Origin of the sequence: Hymenobacter sp. HDW8 (assembly GCF_011305775.1) — a bacterium.
GTDB lineage: Bacteria > Bacteroidota > Bacteroidia > Cytophagales > Hymenobacteraceae > Hymenobacter > Hymenobacter radiodurans.
This window is the reverse complement of sequence record NZ_CP049908.1, coordinates 17,015-33,999: the sequence shown is the minus strand read 5'-3', so window position 1 is coordinate 33,999 and position 16,985 is coordinate 17,015. Positions and strand designations below refer to the sequence as shown.

Below are 16,985 nucleotides of genomic sequence, written 5' to 3'. Positions count from 1 at the left end.
GTGGAGTTTTTTCCCCTTCGCCCATCTCGCTGCTCAGCCCTTTAGCCTAGACTTATGAAGTGGATAATCGAATCGGCACTGCGGCTGCGGCTGGTGGTCGTCATCTTGTTTGGCGTCTTGCTGGTGGCCGGCCTGCAGGTGGTGCGCAACACGCCCCTGGACGTGTTCCCGGAGTTTGCGCCGCCCTACGTGGAGGTGCAGACCGAAGCGCCGGGCCTAAGCACGGCCGAGGTGGAAGCCCTGGTGAGCGTGCCCCTGGAAAACGCCCTGAACGGCACGCCCGAGGTGAAGAAAATCCGGTCGAAGTCGGTGCTGGGGCTCTCGTCGGTAGTCTTGTATTTCCCGCAGGGCATCGACATCAACAACGCCCGGCAGGCGGTACAGGAACGACTGGCGCGGGTAGCACCTACCTTGCCTGGCGTGGCCCGCCCGCCGGTCATGCTCTCGCCCTTATCCTCTACCAGCCGGGTGCTGAAGATTGGCGTGTCGTCGGACAGCCTCACGCAGGTGGAGATGACCACGCTGGCCCGCTGGAGCATCCGCCCGCGCCTGATGGCCGTGCCCGGCGTGGCCAACGTGGCCATCTGGGGGCAGCGCGACCGGCAATTACAGGTACTGGTGAACCCCGAGCAGCTGCGCACCCTGGGCCTCACCCTGGTCGAAGTGGAAAAGGCCGCGGCCGATGCCACCACGCTGGCCGGCGGCGGCTTCATCGATTCGCCCAACCAGCGCCTGGCCGTCTCGCAAAGCGCCGCCATCCAGACCGCCGCCGACCTAGCCCAGATGCCGGTAACCTTCCGCAACGGCGTGAGTTTGAAGCTGGGCGAAGTGGCGCAGGTGGTCGAAGGCTTCCCCGCGCCCATCGGCGACGCCGTGATTAACGATGGGCCGGGCCTGCTACTCATCGTGGAAAAGCAGCCCGGCGCGAATACCCTGGACGTGACGCGCCAGGTGGAAGCCGCGCTCAATGCCATGCGGCCAGGGTTGAAGGGGCTGGAAATCGACTCGACCATCTTCCGGCCCGCGACCTTTATTGAGATGTCGCTCAGCAACCTGAACAAGTCGCTGCTCATCGGCTGCGTGCTGGTGGTGCTGGTGCTGCTGTTCTTCCTCTACGAGTGGCGCACGGCCCTGATTAGCGCCCTGGCGCTGCCCACGTCCCTCATCGCGGCGGCGCTGGCCTTGCGCTACTCCGGCAAAACCATCGACACCATGGTGCTGGCCGGCCTCATCATCGCCCTGGGCGAGGTGGTCGACGATGCCATCATCGACGTGGAAAACATCATGCGCCGGTTGCGGCTCAACAAGGAGGCCGGCTCCCCCAAAACATCCTTTGCCGTGGTCTACGAAGCTTCGATGGAGGTGCGCTCGGCCGTTATCTATGGCTCGGTTATCGTGGCGCTGGTCCTGCTGCCCATTTTCCTGCTGCCGGGCTTGTCGGGCGCGTTTTTCCAGCCGCTGGCCTTTGCCTACGTGCTGGCCATTTTGGCCTCGCTGTTCGTGGCCCTGACGCTGACGCCGGCACTGGCGCTGCTACTCCTGCCCAAAGCCGCGGAAAAAGAATCCAAGGATGCGCCCGTCGTGGCCTGGCTCAAGCGCCGCTACGCCCGCGTGCTGCCCGGCCTGCTGGCCCGGCCCAAGCGCGTGGCCTGGTCGCTGACCGGCGTGGCGGTGGTGTCGATGCTGCTGGTGCCGTTCTTTGGGCAGGAGTTCCTGCCCAACTTCAAGGAATACGACTTTCTGATGCACTGGGTGGAGAAGCCCGGCACCTCGCTGCAGGCCATGTCGCGCATCACGGTGCGGGCCAGCAAGGAGCTGCGCGCCATCCCCGGCGTGCGCAACTTCGGCGCCCACATCGGCCGGGCCGAAGTAGCGGATGAAGTGGTGGGCCCGAACTTCACGGAGCTCTGGATTTCCGTGGACCCCACCGTGGACTACGAAGGCACCGTGGCCAAAATCCAGGAAGTGGTGGACGGCTACCCCGGCCTCTACCGCGACCTGCTGACCTACCTGCGCGAACGAATCAAGGAGGTGCTGACGGGTACCTCGGCTACCATCGTCGTCCGCATATTTGGCCCCGACCTCGACCAGCTCTATGCCAAGGCCAAGGAAGTGGGCAGTAAGCTCGAAGGCGTGGAGGGCGTAGTCGACCTGAAAGTGCAGCAGCAAACCCTCGTGCCCCAGATTCAGGTGAAGATGAAGCCCGAAGCCGCCGCCCGCTTTGGCCTGAGCCCCGGCACGGTGCTGCAGGCCATCAGCACGCTGGTGAAGGGCCGCAAGGTGGGCGAGATCTACCAGGAGCAGAAGATTTTCGACGTGGCCGTGTGGGGCCAGCCGGCGGTGCGCTCCGACTTCGGGGCCGTGCGCGAGCTGCTCATCGGCCTGCCCGGCGGCGGGGCCGTGCCGCTTAAGGAGGTGGCCGACGTGCGCATTGTGCCCACGCCCAACGAAATCACCCGCGAGGCGTCCTCCCGCCGCATCGACGTCACGCTGAACGTGCGCGGCCGGGACCTGGGCTCGGTGGCCCGCGACGTGCAGGCGCAGGTCGATGGCGTGGCCTTCGGCAACGGCTACCACCCGGAAATTCTGGGCGAGTACGCCGAACGGCAGGCCTCCCAAAACCGCATGGCCCTGCTGGTGTGCCTCTCGCTCATCGGCATCTTTTTGGTGCTCTACACCGACTTCGGCACCGTTCGGCTGGCCACCCTGGGCATCCTGAGCTTGTTTTTTGCCGTGTCAGGCTGTTTGCTGGCGGCATTTCTGACGGGCGGCGTGCTCTCGCTCGGCTCCATTGTGGGCTTTATTACGGTGCTGGGCGTAGCGGCCCGCAACAGCATCATGCTCGTGAGCCACTACCAGCATTTGGAGCGGGAAGAAGGAATGCCCTTTAGCCGAGAGTTAGTCATCCGTGGCTCTCTGGAACGGGTGTCGCCCATTATCATGACGGCCCTGACCTCGGTGCTGGCCCTGCTGCCCATCATCCTGGCGGGCAACGAGCCGGGCGCAGAAATTGAGCACCCGATGGCGGTGGTAATTCTGGGGGGCGTTATTACCTCCACGGTGCTGAACCTGCTGGGTATGCCAGCCTTATACTGGGCCTTCGGGCGCGCGAAAGGGGCTAAGGAAGCTAGCTAATGCACAAAATAGAGATTCGGGTAGGACACACGCGGTTCTACGAGCCAACGGTGGATATGAGATGCTTTGTTTCAAGCCCGGCCTTCCAGGCACCCATCGCTTTGGGAATCACCGAATAGCTTTTCCAGTGGTGGCCTCTACCCGGGTCGTGCCCTTTCCCTCCGACGTGCTGGCCGGCGAGGTTGGCGCCAAGCTGGGGGTGAAAGGGATGCACCGGCTCTTTGACCGCTACGTTTAGGCTTTTAACTGCCAGGGGAGTGCTATCCGCACCTGCTGACTGGCCCGGCGCGGGCCACTCCCCTAGCCTTCAGAATTACTACAGAATGCTTCCGTATATCTGCGTCACTAAGCCCTCCTAATTACCGGGAAACAGGCATTACTAACCTGCTTCCTGCTGTAAGAACAAGCTACTCGTGTCCGCCATTGCGCTGGTCGTCATTCCGCTGCTGGTGAGCCCACCGCACCTGCTCGAATTTTAGAATCCTTCACTCGCGGCCCGTTCATGCGGCCAGCTACTATCGCCTCCTATGTCCTATTGGCAAGCGCTGTTCCTCGCTATTGTCGAGGGCCTGACAGAGTTTTTACCGGTGTCGAGCACCGGTCACATGATTATCGTGGCGAATCTGCTCGGCATCGGGCAAGTGCCCTTTACCGAAGTTTACATTACCTCGATTCAGTTTGGGGCTATTCTCGCGGTGGTGGCGCTGTACTGGCGGCGGTTTGTGCAGAGCCTAGACTTTTACCTAAAGCTAATCACGGCCTTTGTGCCCTTTGGCCTACTGGGTTTTTTGCTCAAGGATGTGATTACGGTGTTGCTGAAAAGTGTAACCGTGGTGGCCGTATCCTTGGTATTGGGGGGTATTGTGCTGCTCTTTATTGACAGGTGGTTTATCAGGGAGCGTAAGCAGGTCACGACGCCCAGTTTGGGGCAGGCATTTAACATTGGCCTGTTTCAGTGCGTCGCCCTGGTCCCGGGCGTCTCGCGCTCGGCCGCCACCCTCATCGGGGGCTTAGCTCAGGGGTTTGACCGGCGCTCAGCCGCCGACTTCTCGTTTTTGCTGGCCGTGCCTACGATGGCCGTCATTACCGCCTATCAGTTCTATAAAGTCTACCATACGACGTTACCCAACGGCGAAGAACTGAGATTGCTGTTGTTTGGCAACGTAATAGCTTTTTGGGTGGCACTGCTCGCCGTGAAGACCTTCCTGCGCGTGGTGGTCCGCGTCGGCTTTCGAAGTTTCGGGGTCTATCGGGTACTGGTGGGTCTCACCATTCTCCTGCTCCTGGCCCTGCACGTCGACTTACACATTTTGTGAGCTGTCGCCTACGAGCGTAGCCACAAAATCAAGGGGTAGAGTTGATCATTCACTTGCTCCCAGCGCTATACAATCAAAAAAACATAGATGGTTTACTCCAATGTGTACTCGTTATACCTATTTGCTGGCCGCGGCCGTAATGGCCATCGCCCCCGCCGCCGCGCAGGAAAAGGTGCCTGAGCATCGGGTTTTTCTATTTGGCAACACGGCCCAGCGGGAAGTACCGGCTGCCCGCCTGGCCCAGCTGCGGCAGGTGCTGGAGCAGCAGACAGGGCCTTTTACTGTTGTCCACCTGGGCGACATCGTCGGCAACACCGGTCTGGCGGGCAAAGCTGATAGTGTCCTGGCTCAGCCCGCCCGCACTCGCGCCGACGCGCTCATTTCCCTGGTAAAAGGCCTGCCCCAGGGTCATATCTACTTCCTGCCCGGCGATAAGGACTGGTCCAACTCCGGCCCCGATGGCTTGAAGGCTGTGCGCCGGCTGGAGAAGTACATTGAAAAGCAGCTGCCCGGCCAAAACGCCTTCCTGCCGAGCAACGGTTGTCCGGGCCCTGAAGTGGTGGACGTAGCCCCGCTGGTGCGCCTGGTGGCCCTCAACACGCCTTGGTTTACCCACCCCTACGACCGACCCGAAGCGCCCGATACGGACTGCAAAACCCTGACCGCGGAGGAATTTCGGGAGCAGCTGCATGACATTCTCGACGAAACCCGGGGCAGGAACGTGCTGCTGGCCGGCCACCATCCCGTTGTGAGCAACGGCGAGTATGGTGGCTACCCGCCTCTCACCCGTCACCTGCTGCCCCCGGTGCTGGGCACGGTGTACGCCGCTTACCGGCAGAACGTAGGCACCCCACGCGACATGGCCAATCCGCGCTACCAGGAACTCCGCAAGGAGCTGCTGAATACGTTGCAAAGCAACCCGGGCGTGGTATACGCTGCCGCCCACGACTACAGCCTGCAGCTCACCCCCTTTCAGGGCAACTATCATCTCGTCTCCGGCAGCCTGGTCGAAGGGCACCACATCGGTGCCCAAGGCGAGTCGCTGTTCAACCAACGGGAGGAGGGCTATTCCCGTCTGGACTACTTCGCGGATGGTACCGTGAAAGCTTCTTTTTATGTTTTCAGCGGGGATGAATCCCCTCCGAAGGCCCCCTTTACTACCACGCTCTTCCGCTCTGCCTGCTTGGCTGCCGGCCCTGGCTCTCCCTCCCTCCAAAAACGAGCAGTGGAGGAGGAGGCCCCCACCAACGCTTTTCTGCTCACGTGCGCTACTGAAAGCCATTTCCCCAAAACCCCGAAACCCGATGCGCCTTTTCAATCATCCACGGTCGTCGCTCCGGGCCCGCAGTATCGGGGCACGTTTAGCAAGCGCCTATTCATAGGCCCGGTCTATCGCACCTCGTGGATCCAGCCGGTAGAAGTACCTACGCTGGACCTGCGCTCCGAGAAAGGCGGCCTGCGCCCCTTCGGTAAAGGTGGAGGCCGCCAGACCACGGCCCTTAAGCTCATTGCCGCGGACAGTTCAGAGTACGTTTTTCGCTCGGTGGACAAGGACGTGACCAACATCCTGCCGCCTCAGCTGCGCCACTCCATTGCGGCCGACATCCTGCGCGACGTCACGGCCACGGCGCATCCTTACTCGGCCCTGGTGGCCGGCTCATTACTCGACCACACCGACATCCTGCACGCCCGGCCACGGCTGTTTCGCCTGCCCGATAATCAGCAGCTTGGCCCCTACCGCCAGCAGTATGCCGGTCTGCTCGGCACCCTGGAGGACCGGCCCTCAGATGCCAAGCCCAACCTGCCCGGTTTCGGGGGCAGTGAAGAGGTAAAGCGCAGCTTCGGGCTGTTTCGTCAACTCTACAAAGACCACGACAACCAGGTCGATGCCCTGGGCTTGGCCAAAGCCCGGGCCTTTGATATGCTTATTGCCGACTTCGGCAAGCATGAGGACAACTGGAAGTGGGCCGCTTTCAAGCAGCCCGACGGCGGTACCCTGTACCGCCCCATTCCGCGCGACCGCGACCAGGCGTTTACCCAGTGGAACGGCCTGCTCACGTACCTGTCCGACCGCGAGTGGGCCGTGGGCAGCATTGAGGGGTTTGAAGACCACTTCCACGACCTGAAAAGCCTCAACTGGCCCGCCAAGGACCTCGATCGTTTCCTGCTGCAGGGCCTGAGCCGCGAGCAGTGGCAGCAGGCCGCCCGCTACCTGCAAACCCAACTGACGCCGGCCGTCATTGACGAGGCCACTGGCAAGCTGCCCCCGGAAATACAGCCCCTGTCCGGCAACGACATTAACCGCAAGCTCAAGGCCCGTATCCAGGACCTGCCCCAGGCCGTGGACGACTATTACCGGCTGCTGGCCCGGCGCGTGGATGTGCACGGCAGCAACAAGGGGGAGGTATTTCAGGTGGACCGCCTGCCTGCTGGGCAAGTGAGGGTGCAGGTGTTCGACCGGTCCAAAGAAGGCGAAAGCCCCGACGGTCTGGCCCTGTATGACCGCACTTTTAAGCCCGCCGAAACCGAGGAAATCAGCGTCTACGGGTTTGACGGCCGGGACGTGTTCTACGTCCGTGGCGAAGCTTCCAGGAGCATTCTGGTGCGCCTCATTGGTGGGGCGGGCCAGGACCATATGGTAGATGAATCGCGGGTGAAAGGCCTGCGCACCCTGACCAAGGTGTATGACGTGCCCGACACGGACCTGCAGCTGGGTAAAGAAGCTGACAACCGCACCTCGACGCGGTCGAATATCAATGAGTACAATTTTGAAGCCTTCGACTACAACTCATATCAGCCCCGCTTCATGCTGTTTTACAATCGCAACGACGGCTTCGGCGTCAGCGCTGGGGTCAGCTTTCTCCGCCAGGGGTTCCGCAAGCCCGGTTTCAAAAACCTCTACGCCTTCGATATTCAAAGCAGTAGCAACGGCTTGCTGCTACTTACCGGCAGCACCCGTCACCGCTATGCCATCGGCAAAGTCGATGCGGGCGCCGAGGCCAGCTTCGGCAACTACTTTCCCTACTACAACTTCTTCGGCATCGGCAACGATACGGACATCAGCCAGGACCGCTACAACGACAGGTTCTACACTGCCCGCTACCGGGGCTTCACGCTCAACGCCTTTCTGGAGCGCATCTTCCTGCAGCGGAGCACCCTGCGCCTGGGGCCAGCCTTTGAAGACTACACCTCCAACTTTGCCGACAACAGCCTGTTGGGCCTCTCGACCCAGACCCCTCCGCCGGACGCATTCAACCGGCCCAACGCCAGCGCCCAGCAGCTGCTGGGCGTCAAGGGCCTGCTGGACCTGGACTTCCGCGACCGGCCCAGGTTTGCCCGCCGCGGGGTGCGCCTGCAGGCCCGGCACGAAAGCTACCGCCAGCTTCGCGGCCCGCAACGCACGTTTGGCCTCACTCAGGGCTTTACCGAGTACTACGGCACCACGCGCCTCGGGCTGCCCATTACCCTGGTACTGAAGGGCGGCGGGGCCAAAAACTACGGGCCCGTCGACGACATTCCCTTTTACAAGCTTACCTCGCTGGGCCTGCGCGAAAACCTGCGCGGCTACTACCGCAACCGCTTCACCGGCGACGCCAGCCTCTATGTGAATACCGAACTGCGCCTGGCCTTAGGGCAGGTCAAGAACGGCTTTCTGCCGTTTTACTTCGGGGTGTTTGGCTTTTACGATCAGGGGCGGGTATACTACCAAGGCAACTCGCCTGGGGGCTGGCATGCGGGCTACGGCGGCGGCCTCTACCTTGCGCCCGTGGTCGAAACCCTCGCCTTTTCGGTGTCCTACCAGCAGTCATCCGAAAACAGCCTGATTCAGTTTGGCTTGGGCTTTAATATCGATAAGTGATGCCAGGCCTGCCGCTGGGGACCTAATCTGGTCGTGAAGGTAGGCCTGCAAGCTTAGTGGGCTGCTGGCGCAGCTCCACTTGTTGCTCCAGGGCAATGCCTATCATCGCTGCCCTAGACTACACTATTTCCCTGGCCGCCTCACGCCTACTGGCAGCCCTATTCTGTTTGGCAGGCCGCGTGCTGGGGTCGATGACGGAGCCATCCGCCCCCGAGTGCCCGGTACGCGGTGGCCCGCCGGCATGCGTGGCCCAGGTGCGGAGCACCCGGTTGATGATAAGGATAGCAGTCAGAATGCCCGCCATGCTCAGCAACCAAGCTTGATGAAGACTAATCCACGTAAGCATTTTCTTCTGACTAACCCCCTTATCTACTTACCCTAAGCACCGTGCCTGCGCACTACCCTAGGGCATTTTGTGCTTTTTCCCCGCAAGAATGTCGCCAGCTTGCTCGCCGCCCGTGCTCGCGCTACCGCCGGATGGGGCCTGCCTGCCTGGGCCTTATTTGCCGGGTAAGCGCTGGGATTGCAGGCGCACGACTTGGGCCAAGCTCAGCTCGCCCTGCACATAGCGCTGCAGGAAAGCCAGCGTTTCGCGGCTCACTAGCGGCCCGCCGGCCTCCCGGAGGCCACTAATGCGCTCGGCCTCCTGCAGGCGCCCGAGCCACTGCGCTTGCGCGGCCGGGGCCAGGGTGGCGGGGGGAAGGGGAAAATAGACGTTACTCATCACCTAATAGCTACGAAATAGCACCGATAATCACCTGCAGAACAACGACGCCCGGGTTGCCGGCCGGGTGCTTTCTCCTTCTTGGCAAAGCCAGTGCCACGTTGCCCGGAGCACGCTGGGCGGGCTGGTTCTCCTTCCCTCCTCGCTACCCCGCTCCTGCCGGGGTGGCTATGGTGCCGTGCGGGGGCGATCATGGCCCCCGCACGGCACCATAGCGGGGGAATCCACAGCGTGTCGGTACCAGCCGGGGGCGGGCCGTGATGCTGGTGGGCGTAAAGGGCTCCGCGGCTTGCGCGGCTTGCGCCAGCGTATACAGGGCGTAGGCCTGGGCGACGGGGTTGCCCGGCTCGAGGGAGCTTAACTCGGTGCGTAAGGCGCCCTGAAAGGGCTGGTGGAGGAGCATGTACGGGGGGTGGGCAGGAAGAGGGAGGAGGACGGCGGCCCCAAAGCAAGCGTGAAGCCAAAAACTGAATTTTCTGAAGGTCCTGCCCACCCCGTGGGCAGGCTTACCGTAAGGCCCCGTGCACGAAACGCAGCAGCTCCTCCATATCTTGGATGGGGCCCTGGTAATGTACGTCGGGGGTGAACAAGTCGCCGGTGGCAATCTCCACCACATCGGAAGCGTCGGGTAGGTAGAGGCGCACGGTTTTCGCCGGGGTGAGCAGCACATAGAGGTCCCCCTGCGCGTAGCGCGTGCCCTGGGGCAGATAATCCGCATAAATAAAGCCCGCAGCTTCGAGTTCGGAACGCGTCATGGGGACTGACAGGATGAAACACCAGGGAAGAGAAGGAAGGGGCGCTCGTAGATACAACACCTGAATCGACACCCAGGCCGGGACGATGCGGCGTAGGCACACGCGACGAACGTACGGCTTTTTGGGCATTTTCCCGTATGTCGGCCGTAAGCCTTGCGCGGGCGAACGGCTTACTCGAGTTCTGCGGGCGGAGGCGGAGAAAAACCACCCCTACCTCGGCGGAATCGACGGCTCCGAAAGCTATTGGTTTGGCCATCTTGCCTCCAAGCTGCTACCAAGTTTTTGGCCTTGAGTAAAGGTTGGTACCAAGGTTAAACGGGTGGATTGGCCGGGGCGGGTTTGCGGTGGGCGTGAATGACCACCTTACGATGGCGGAGGTACTTGTAGAGGGTGACCTTGGAGATGCGCAGGCGCTGGGCAATCTCGTTGACGCCGAGCTGCTGCTCGCGGTAGAGCGTTTCGGCGATAATGGCCGTGCGCTCGGCTTCTTCCGAGAGGCCCCGCTGGCGGCCCCCGACCCGGCCCCGCGCCCGGGCCGCGGCCAGCCCGGCATGGGTGCGCTCGCGAATCAACTCCCGCTCAAACTCGGCCAAGGAGGCAAACAGGTTGAAGACGAGCCGGCCCTGGGCGGAAGTGGTGTTGATGGCATCCGTGAGGGACACCAGCCCCACCCCGCGCTGCTGCAAGTCGCCCACTACCTGCAGTAGGTGCTTGAGCGAGCGCCCCAATCGGTCGAGCTTGTAAATGTAAAGGGTGTCACCGGGGCGCAGCTGTGTGAGCAGCCGCTCTAACTCGGGGCGACTGGCGCTGGCCCCGCCGGACACCTTCTCTTGGTAGATGGTCTCGCACCCCGCTTTGGTTAAAGCATCGAGTTGCAGTTCCAGGTTTTGGTCGCGGGTGGAGACGCGGGCATAGCCGATGTTCATAGAGCAAAGTACAGGTTATCCGTGCCGAAGATAGCCTTTACCGTACTTTGATTGCTGAACAAGTTTTCTGTACCAAATCAGCTGGTTTTGGCTTTGGTTTACCCCAGCGGACGTCACTGGATGATTTGTTCAATTATAGGTTCGTTTAAATGAACAACTAACCTGCTTGTGTCGTCCTAAAAAAGTTGACCATGGTGTCGTCCGGAAAAAGTTGTTATTTTTTCGGTGATAGATGATTGTGTGTTAGTAATCTTGAGTAAAGCTTTCCTAAACTCGAGGAAACCTAGTTTGAAATCAGCCACTATATCGCCGAACGCAGACATTCCGCCCTCGGCTATTTAGCCCCCAATCACTTCGAATCCAAATTCTAAACCATGTCCCACTTGTGTCCGGTTTAACCGGACCACCTCACTCAGGCCTGGTTTTGGCACCGCTATAAAAGTTATCGTTTCCGGCCTATCAACTGCTGCCTTTTCTGAAAATAGTCTAGTATATGTCTAATCAGATCAAACCCTAGGGAAAGCACATTAGTCAATTTTACAACCCATCAAAAGCTGAAAATAGATTTACTTATGGAAACTGTACAAGTACACGCTATTAGGCCGTACCTTGCTCAAGTTTGATTCGTTCTATTTTTTGGCCTACTGGGCATGAAATACCTTCTCTTCTTGCTGCTCGGGTTCCTGGGCTTTTCCCGGACGTGGGCGCAAGCCCTGACGGTAACCTCCGTGACCCCGCGTCCCCACGCCGTCGCCGTGGGCCGCACGGGTCCCATTCAGCTCACTTTTTCTCAACCCTTGGGGGCTGGAGCCAACACACTACGTGTCCTTAGCGACCACCGCGGTCGCCTAAGTGGTGCCGATAGCGTTAACGGCAATACGCTCATCTTTACCCCCACGCAGGCTTTTGTGCCAGGGGAAGTCGTGTACGTAACGGTACCAACCACTATCCACAGCGCCGCCGGCATCCCCTTAACTGCTCCGCAGGTGTACCAGTTTACGGCTGCCACGAGCGCGGGGCCCAGCACCTTCACCAGCACCACGACGGTGGCCCTGGGGCGGCGAAACCAACCCATGTACGTGGGGGAAATGAAGCTGGTGGACATGGATAGCGACGGGGACCTGGACCTGCTGGCGACCGTTGATTCCCCCACCGCCCGCGCTGTAGGTCTGCAGTTCAACGATGGACAGGGGAATTTCACCGCTGGGCTGAACCCGGTCGCGACCGGGCAAGCGCAGCTGCTGCGTCCGCTCGATGTGGATGGGGATGGAGACTTGGACTTCATAGCCAGTTTCAGCACCAGCACCGGCACGAGGCTGCGCGTACACATGAATGAGGGCCGGGGCGTGTTCCGGGAGGGCTACAGCTACCCCATCGCCCCGGGGCGTGGGCCCAACAATCTACTCGTCGGCGACGGCGACGGGGATGGAGACCTGGATCTGCTCGTGGTCTACAGTCAGGGGACCGACGCAACCCTGCTCATGAATAATGGGCTGGGGAAATTCACGCCCAGCGTTATCTCAGGCACGGATACCGCCAAGGATATGGCCTGGGGGGACTTAGATAATGACGGCGATTTGGACCTGCTGACCGTTGGCTCCTTTGGCTTGTCGCTGCGCCTCAATGATGGCAAAGCAACGTTTACTCCGGTGGCCACGGTCAACACGGGCGCCACCTTCGACTACATTACGGTCGCCGACATCGATCAGGACGGGGACCTAGATCTGCTGACAAACGGCAACCAAGGGCCCTTGCTCTACACCAATAATGGGCAGGGCGTCTTCACGTCCAAGTGGCGGCTGCTCGTCCAGCCGCGCACGCTGACCGATATGGATGGGGATGGCGATCTGGATATGGTTAACCTGCCCCCGGCCTTCACAAACCCGCCCCTTGCTGCCGTCCAAATCCGCCACAATGATGGTGCTGGGGGCTTCTTTGGCGCCAGCGTTGATGTGCCCTTTGCGACCCTCCCCGACAGCTTCGTGACGGGCGACGTGGATGGGGATGGGGACCTGGATCTAGTATCCTCCGATGCCAGCCATGTGGTGCACATACGCTGGAATGGGTCGCCGCCCGCGTCTATCCCGGTTACCCCGTTGCAAGTCGCTACGCTCACGCCGGGCCGTCATCAGCTACATGTGGCGCCGGCCAGCCCGGTGGTCATCGGCTATAATCAGGCCCTGCAGCCGCCAGCCGTGCCGGCGGCGCACCTGCAGGTGTTCAGTGCCCAGCGCGGCCGGTTGGCCGGGACGGTGACCCGCCAGGAGGCCGGACTTACCTTTGTTCCCGCTACTAACTTTCAGCCCGGGGAGCGGGTATCAATCAGCGCCACGCCCATTGACCCATTGGGGGACCCTATTCTGTCGGCCACCCACGTGTCTCAGTTTACCACGGCAGTGGCCGGGGGCACCGGGGCCTTTAGTGGGGGCAGCGTGACAAGTGTTAATCAGTTTACCTTTCGCCTACTCGCGGCCGATGTAGACAACGACGGGGATCAGGACCTGCTCAGCTGTTCTAACGTCAGCAACGAAGTAATAGTAAGCTTGAATAGCGGCAACGGCACATTCCCGACTCGCCGCTTCTTTACCGTTGACAAGGACATCAGCGACATGACTGTCGCGGATGTGGATGGGGACGGCGACATCGATGTGCTCGTGAGCGCCGGGTTGCAAGGCTTCACTGCCCAAACGGGCAAGGTAACCGTGTGCCTGAACAATGGCACCGGCTATTTTGGGGGGGCACAAGCTTGAGCGTAGGTAACCAGACCTCGGCTATTGCCGCGGGCGACGTGGATGGCGATGGCGACCTGGATGTGCTCACCGCCGCAGGCTCAGGCCGGCTGGCTTTCAACAAAAACAACGGGGATGGCACCTTTCCGCCCGCCATCATAGCCCAGATAACCGGTTCGCCCTTCCGGATGCAGCTTCATGACGTGGATAACGATGGGGACCTCGACTTAGTGACTTCGCAGGCGGGGTGGCAAGGCACCCTGATTTGTATCAACCGCAATGACGGGGAGGGCCGCTTCCAGGAAAGCAGCCAGGTCACGGTGGCGTACGGGCGAGAACTGACGGGGGCCGATGTAGACCAGGATGGCGACCTGGATCTGCTGACTACCAATGGTACGGGGGTTGTCATTCTGCTCAATAACGGGAGCGGGACATTCAGTACCGGTTCCACGCTGGCCATCGCGGGGGGCTGGGGATGGTGCGGTATTGCTACCGGCGATATGGATGGGGACGGGGACCTGGATCTGCTCACGGGGGGCTCCTCAGAGGACGGGGCGGTGAGCGTGCGCCTCAATACTGGCCAAGGGATCTTTGATACAGGGTATGATCAACGGGTGGCGCCTTCCTTGTCGCACCCGGCGGCCGTAGCCTTGGCCGATGTTGATGGGGATGGCGATTTAGATTTGCTCGCCAGCCAATTCAACGGACGCGACATTAGCATCCGGCTCAACCGCCTCGGGCCGGATATCACGCGTTTCTCTCCCGCCAGTGGGCGGGCGGGCACGCTCGTAACCGTGACAGGCACCCGGCTGGAGGGAACCACGGCCGTGCTGCTCGACGGCAACCCCGTAGCGTCCTTTACGCAGGGCAGCGGCACAAGCCTGACCTTTGTCGTGCCGGAGGGAGCCACCAGTGGCCTGATCAGCCTGACTACCCCGATGGGGACGGTCAGCAGTGACCTGCCCTTCACTATCCTTGGTAATCCCCCCACCATTACAAGCTTCTCGCCGGGTAGTGGGGTGGTAGGCAGCCCGCCGCTGCGGCTGACCATCTGGGGAACAAACTTCGTCCCGAACCAAACGTATGCCACCTTCCGCGGGGCGTCGTTGCCCGTAACCGTTGTATCAGCTACGCAACTCACCGTCACGGTGGACGCCCCGCAGCTGGCGACGGCGGGCACCTTCCCCATTCGCGTCCTTACCCTGGTCGAGGGCGGCGGGGCCGTTTCGCAGGCTTTTGAGGTAGCGGTCGTAACCGCCGCCTCTGCCCCCGCGGCCGCGGCCGAACTGATGGTGTATCCGACCCCTGCCCGGGAGTCCGTGACCGTACGCTGGAATGGGGTGTCGCCGACTGGCTCGGCCCCGGCGCTCACCCTGCTCAACGCCTTGGGACAGGTCGTAGCCACGGGCCACCTGGCTCTCAGCGGTTCCCCCCGCGAGGGGGTGCTAGTAACCGCTCATTTGGCGGCGGGAATCTATACTCTGCGCCTGCAGCTGCCTACCGGCGTGGTGACCAAGCGAGTGCTGATTCACTAACGTGCCCAGGCCAGTTAGCCTACTAAAGCCGAAGCTACCAAGGTAGGTGCCCCCTTGCTTTCGTATTCTGTTCCCCCAGTATCCCTCTCCTATGGTCTCTTTCTTTCGGCTCCTGCCGCCGGGCCTCGTGCTGCTCAGTCTGCTGTTGCTGCCCTTGCTGGTCCCGGCTCAAGCCTTGACAGTCCAGTGGGACAAGACGCTCGGGGCACAGAGAGCGATTTCGTCACGACGGTGCTGCCAACGCGTGACGGCGGGTACTTGGTCGGCGGCTACTCCGACTCGGGTGTGTCCGGCACTAAATCCCAAGCCCATGTAGGCAATTACGATTATTGGGTTGTCAAACTCGACGCGCGCGGCCTGCCCGAGTGGGACCGGACGCTGGGTGGGAACGGGAGCGAGCGGCTCTATGGCTTGCAGCAAAGTGCGGATGGCGGGTTTTTGCTCGCCGGTAAATCCGAATCCGGCCTGAGTGGGGATCGAACCCAGACCAGCCGGGGCAGGAGTGATTTCTGGCTCGTGAAACTGGCGGCGAATGGGACCAAACTATGGGACAAAGCCCTGGGCGGCACGGGCGACGATATTTTATGGGCCATGACGCCTACCCGCGACGGCGGGTGCCTCATCGGCGGGTCGTCCAGCTCGGGTATCTCGGGCGAGAAATCCGAAGCCAGTCGCGGCAGTTATGATTACTGGCTCGTCAAACTGGATGCGCAAGGCAGCCAACAGTGGGACAAAACCCTGGGCGGAACTGGGTTTGACGAGTTGCAGGCGCTGCAGCAAACTGCGGATGGGGGCTACTTGGCCGCGGGCTATTCGTCGTCCGAGCCAAGCGGCGACAAAACGCAAGGCTGCCAGGGCCAGAATGATTATTGGGTCGTCAAGCTCGGGGCCAGCGGCGGCAAACAGTGGGATACCACCGTGGGGGGGAGTTCCTATGAACAGCTGAGCGCGGTCCAGCAGACCCCGGACGGGGGCTATCTGTTGCTGGGCTCCTCCCTGTCCGGGGCCACGGGAGATAAGAGCGAAGCCAGCCGTGGGGAGTATGACTTCTGGGTGGTGAAACTCAATGGGAGCGGCGGCAAGCAATGGGACAAAACCTACGGGGGCAGCTCCGGCGACACCGCCCACGCGCTGGCGTCCGGGGCCCCGGACGAAACCCTCGTGGGCGGCTATTCCAACCAGGGGCCCAGTGGGGACCGAACCCAGAGGAGCCGGGGCGGCAATGATTTTTGGTTGGTTCAGCTCGCGGCCAATGGCACGAAACTGGGGGATATAGCCCTGGGGGGGAGCGGCTTCGACAACCTGGCCGCGATGCAGCCAACCCCCGACGGCGGCTACATCCTCGCCGGTAGTTCGACCTCGGGCAGTGGCGGCGAAAAAACCGAGGCCAGCCGCGGGGGCCAGGACTACTGGGTGGTCAAGCTCGGGCGCTCGTTTGTGCCCCCGTGCCGACGGTGCCCCCCGTGCCGACGGTACCCACGGTGCCCACCGTCGCCATTACCGGCGACTCGGTGGTGTGTGGGGGCCGTGCCGGGCAACTGAGTGCGACGGCCACCGCGCCGGTGAGTCGCTATGCCTGGAATACGGGCGCTACGACGGCCACGGTCACCATTACGCGCGGCGGCACCTACTCCGTCCGCGTTACCTATGCCGATGGGGCGGAGGCCAGCGCCACCCACCTCGTGCGCGAAAGCAGCCCGCCCTGTGGCCCGGTGCCGCTGAGCCTGCGTATTCCCTCCATCATTACCCCCAACGGCGATGGCAAGAATGATCGGTTTTACATTGCGGGCGTCGCCGGCACGGGGTGGACGCTGGCCGTGTACAACCGGTGGGGTAAACAAGTCTACTTCACGGCCAACTACCAGCACGAATGGGACGCCGAGGCCATTGGTGGGCTGTATTATTACACCCTCCGCCCGCCGCAAGCCGCTAGGGTGTACAAAGGGTGGGTGGAAGTGGTGCGGTAAGCGATCCCCTTTCCCGGGAAAGGAGGTAGCAGGCTGCTG

At 61.7% G+C, this 16,985-nt stretch carries 12 protein-coding genes and 1 pseudogene; 7 read left to right on the top strand and 6 right to left on the bottom strand.

Annotated features, from left to right (window positions below):
- Positions 1-54 precede the first annotated feature (54 nt).
- The 3 genes from G7064_RS20205 (at position 55) to G7064_RS20195 (ending at position 8,310) form a co-directional block, all read left to right on the top strand.
- Entirely contained in the window at positions 55-3,135 is a 3,081-nt protein-coding gene (locus G7064_RS20205; RefSeq protein ID WP_166075238.1) for an efflux RND transporter permease subunit, read from the top strand.
- 527 nt (positions 3,136-3,662) lie between these two features.
- Positions 3,663-4,451 (top strand): undecaprenyl-diphosphate phosphatase, encoded by a 789-nt coding sequence (locus tag G7064_RS20200; RefSeq protein WP_133271097.1) that lies wholly within the window; start codon positions 3,663-3,665, stop codon positions 4,449-4,451.
- A 100-nt stretch (positions 4,452-4,551) separates the two neighbouring features.
- Positions 4,552-8,310 carry a hypothetical protein gene (locus G7064_RS20195; RefSeq protein ID WP_133271096.1) on the top strand — a complete coding sequence of 1,253 codons (3,759 nt, stop codon included), beginning with the start codon at positions 4,552-4,554 and terminating at the stop codon, positions 8,308-8,310.
- A gap of 118 nt (positions 8,311-8,428) precedes the next feature.
- Here G7064_RS20195 and G7064_RS20190 read toward each other — a convergent pair whose 3' ends face one another.
- From G7064_RS20190 to G7064_RS20170, 5 genes and pseudogenes are all read right to left on the bottom strand, one after another.
- Positions 8,429-8,656 (bottom strand): hypothetical protein, encoded by a 228-nt coding sequence (locus G7064_RS20190; RefSeq protein WP_166075237.1) that lies wholly within the window; start codon positions 8,654-8,656, stop codon positions 8,429-8,431.
- Positions 8,657-8,809: 153 nt separating this feature from the next.
- Positions 8,810-9,034: a hypothetical protein gene (locus G7064_RS20185; RefSeq protein WP_133271094.1), complete on the bottom strand. Its 225-nt coding sequence runs from the start codon at positions 9,032-9,034 to the stop codon at positions 8,810-8,812.
- A 190-nt stretch (positions 9,035-9,224) separates the two neighbouring features.
- Positions 9,225-9,437, bottom strand: coding sequence for a hypothetical protein (locus G7064_RS20180; RefSeq protein ID WP_133271093.1), 213 nt, complete (start codon positions 9,435-9,437; stop codon positions 9,225-9,227).
- Between the two features lie 103 nt (positions 9,438-9,540).
- Entirely contained in the window at positions 9,541-9,789 is a 249-nt protein-coding gene (locus G7064_RS20175; RefSeq protein ID WP_133271092.1) for a hypothetical protein, read from the bottom strand.
- Positions 9,790-10,121: 332 nt separating this feature from the next.
- Positions 10,122-10,715 (bottom strand): annotated as a pseudogene (locus tag G7064_RS20170) (recombinase family protein); the annotation flags it as partial.
- Positions 10,716-11,365: 650 nt separating this feature from the next.
- On the opposite strand from G7064_RS20170, the gene G7064_RS20165 reads away from it, so the two are divergent.
- From G7064_RS20165 to G7064_RS20155, 3 genes are all read left to right on the top strand, one after another.
- Entirely contained in the window at positions 11,366-13,465 is a 2,100-nt protein-coding gene (locus G7064_RS20165) for an FG-GAP-like repeat-containing protein (RefSeq protein WP_166075236.1), read from the top strand.
- Entirely contained in the window at positions 13,462-14,979 is a 1,518-nt protein-coding gene (locus G7064_RS20160; protein WP_166075235.1) for an FG-GAP-like repeat-containing protein, read from the top strand. The genes G7064_RS20165 and G7064_RS20160 overlap by 4 nt, the downstream gene beginning before the upstream one ends.
- Positions 14,980-15,070: 91 nt before the next feature.
- Positions 15,071-15,295, top strand: a complete 225-nt coding sequence (locus G7064_RS20155) for a hypothetical protein (RefSeq protein ID WP_166075234.1) — start codon at positions 15,071-15,073, stop codon at positions 15,293-15,295.
- 266 nt (positions 15,296-15,561) lie between these two features.
- On the opposite strand, the gene G7064_RS20150 is transcribed toward G7064_RS20155, so the two are convergent.
- Positions 15,562-16,065, bottom strand: a complete 504-nt coding sequence (locus G7064_RS20150) for a hypothetical protein (protein ID WP_166075233.1) — start codon at positions 16,063-16,065, stop codon at positions 15,562-15,564.
- Between the two features lie 359 nt (positions 16,066-16,424).
- Between G7064_RS20150 and G7064_RS20145 the strand changes: the two genes are divergently transcribed.
- A complete protein-coding gene (locus G7064_RS20145; protein ID WP_166075232.1) occupies positions 16,425-16,946 on the top strand; it encodes a gliding motility-associated C-terminal domain-containing protein in 522 nt (173 codons plus the stop codon).
- Positions 16,947-16,985 lie beyond the last annotated feature (39 nt).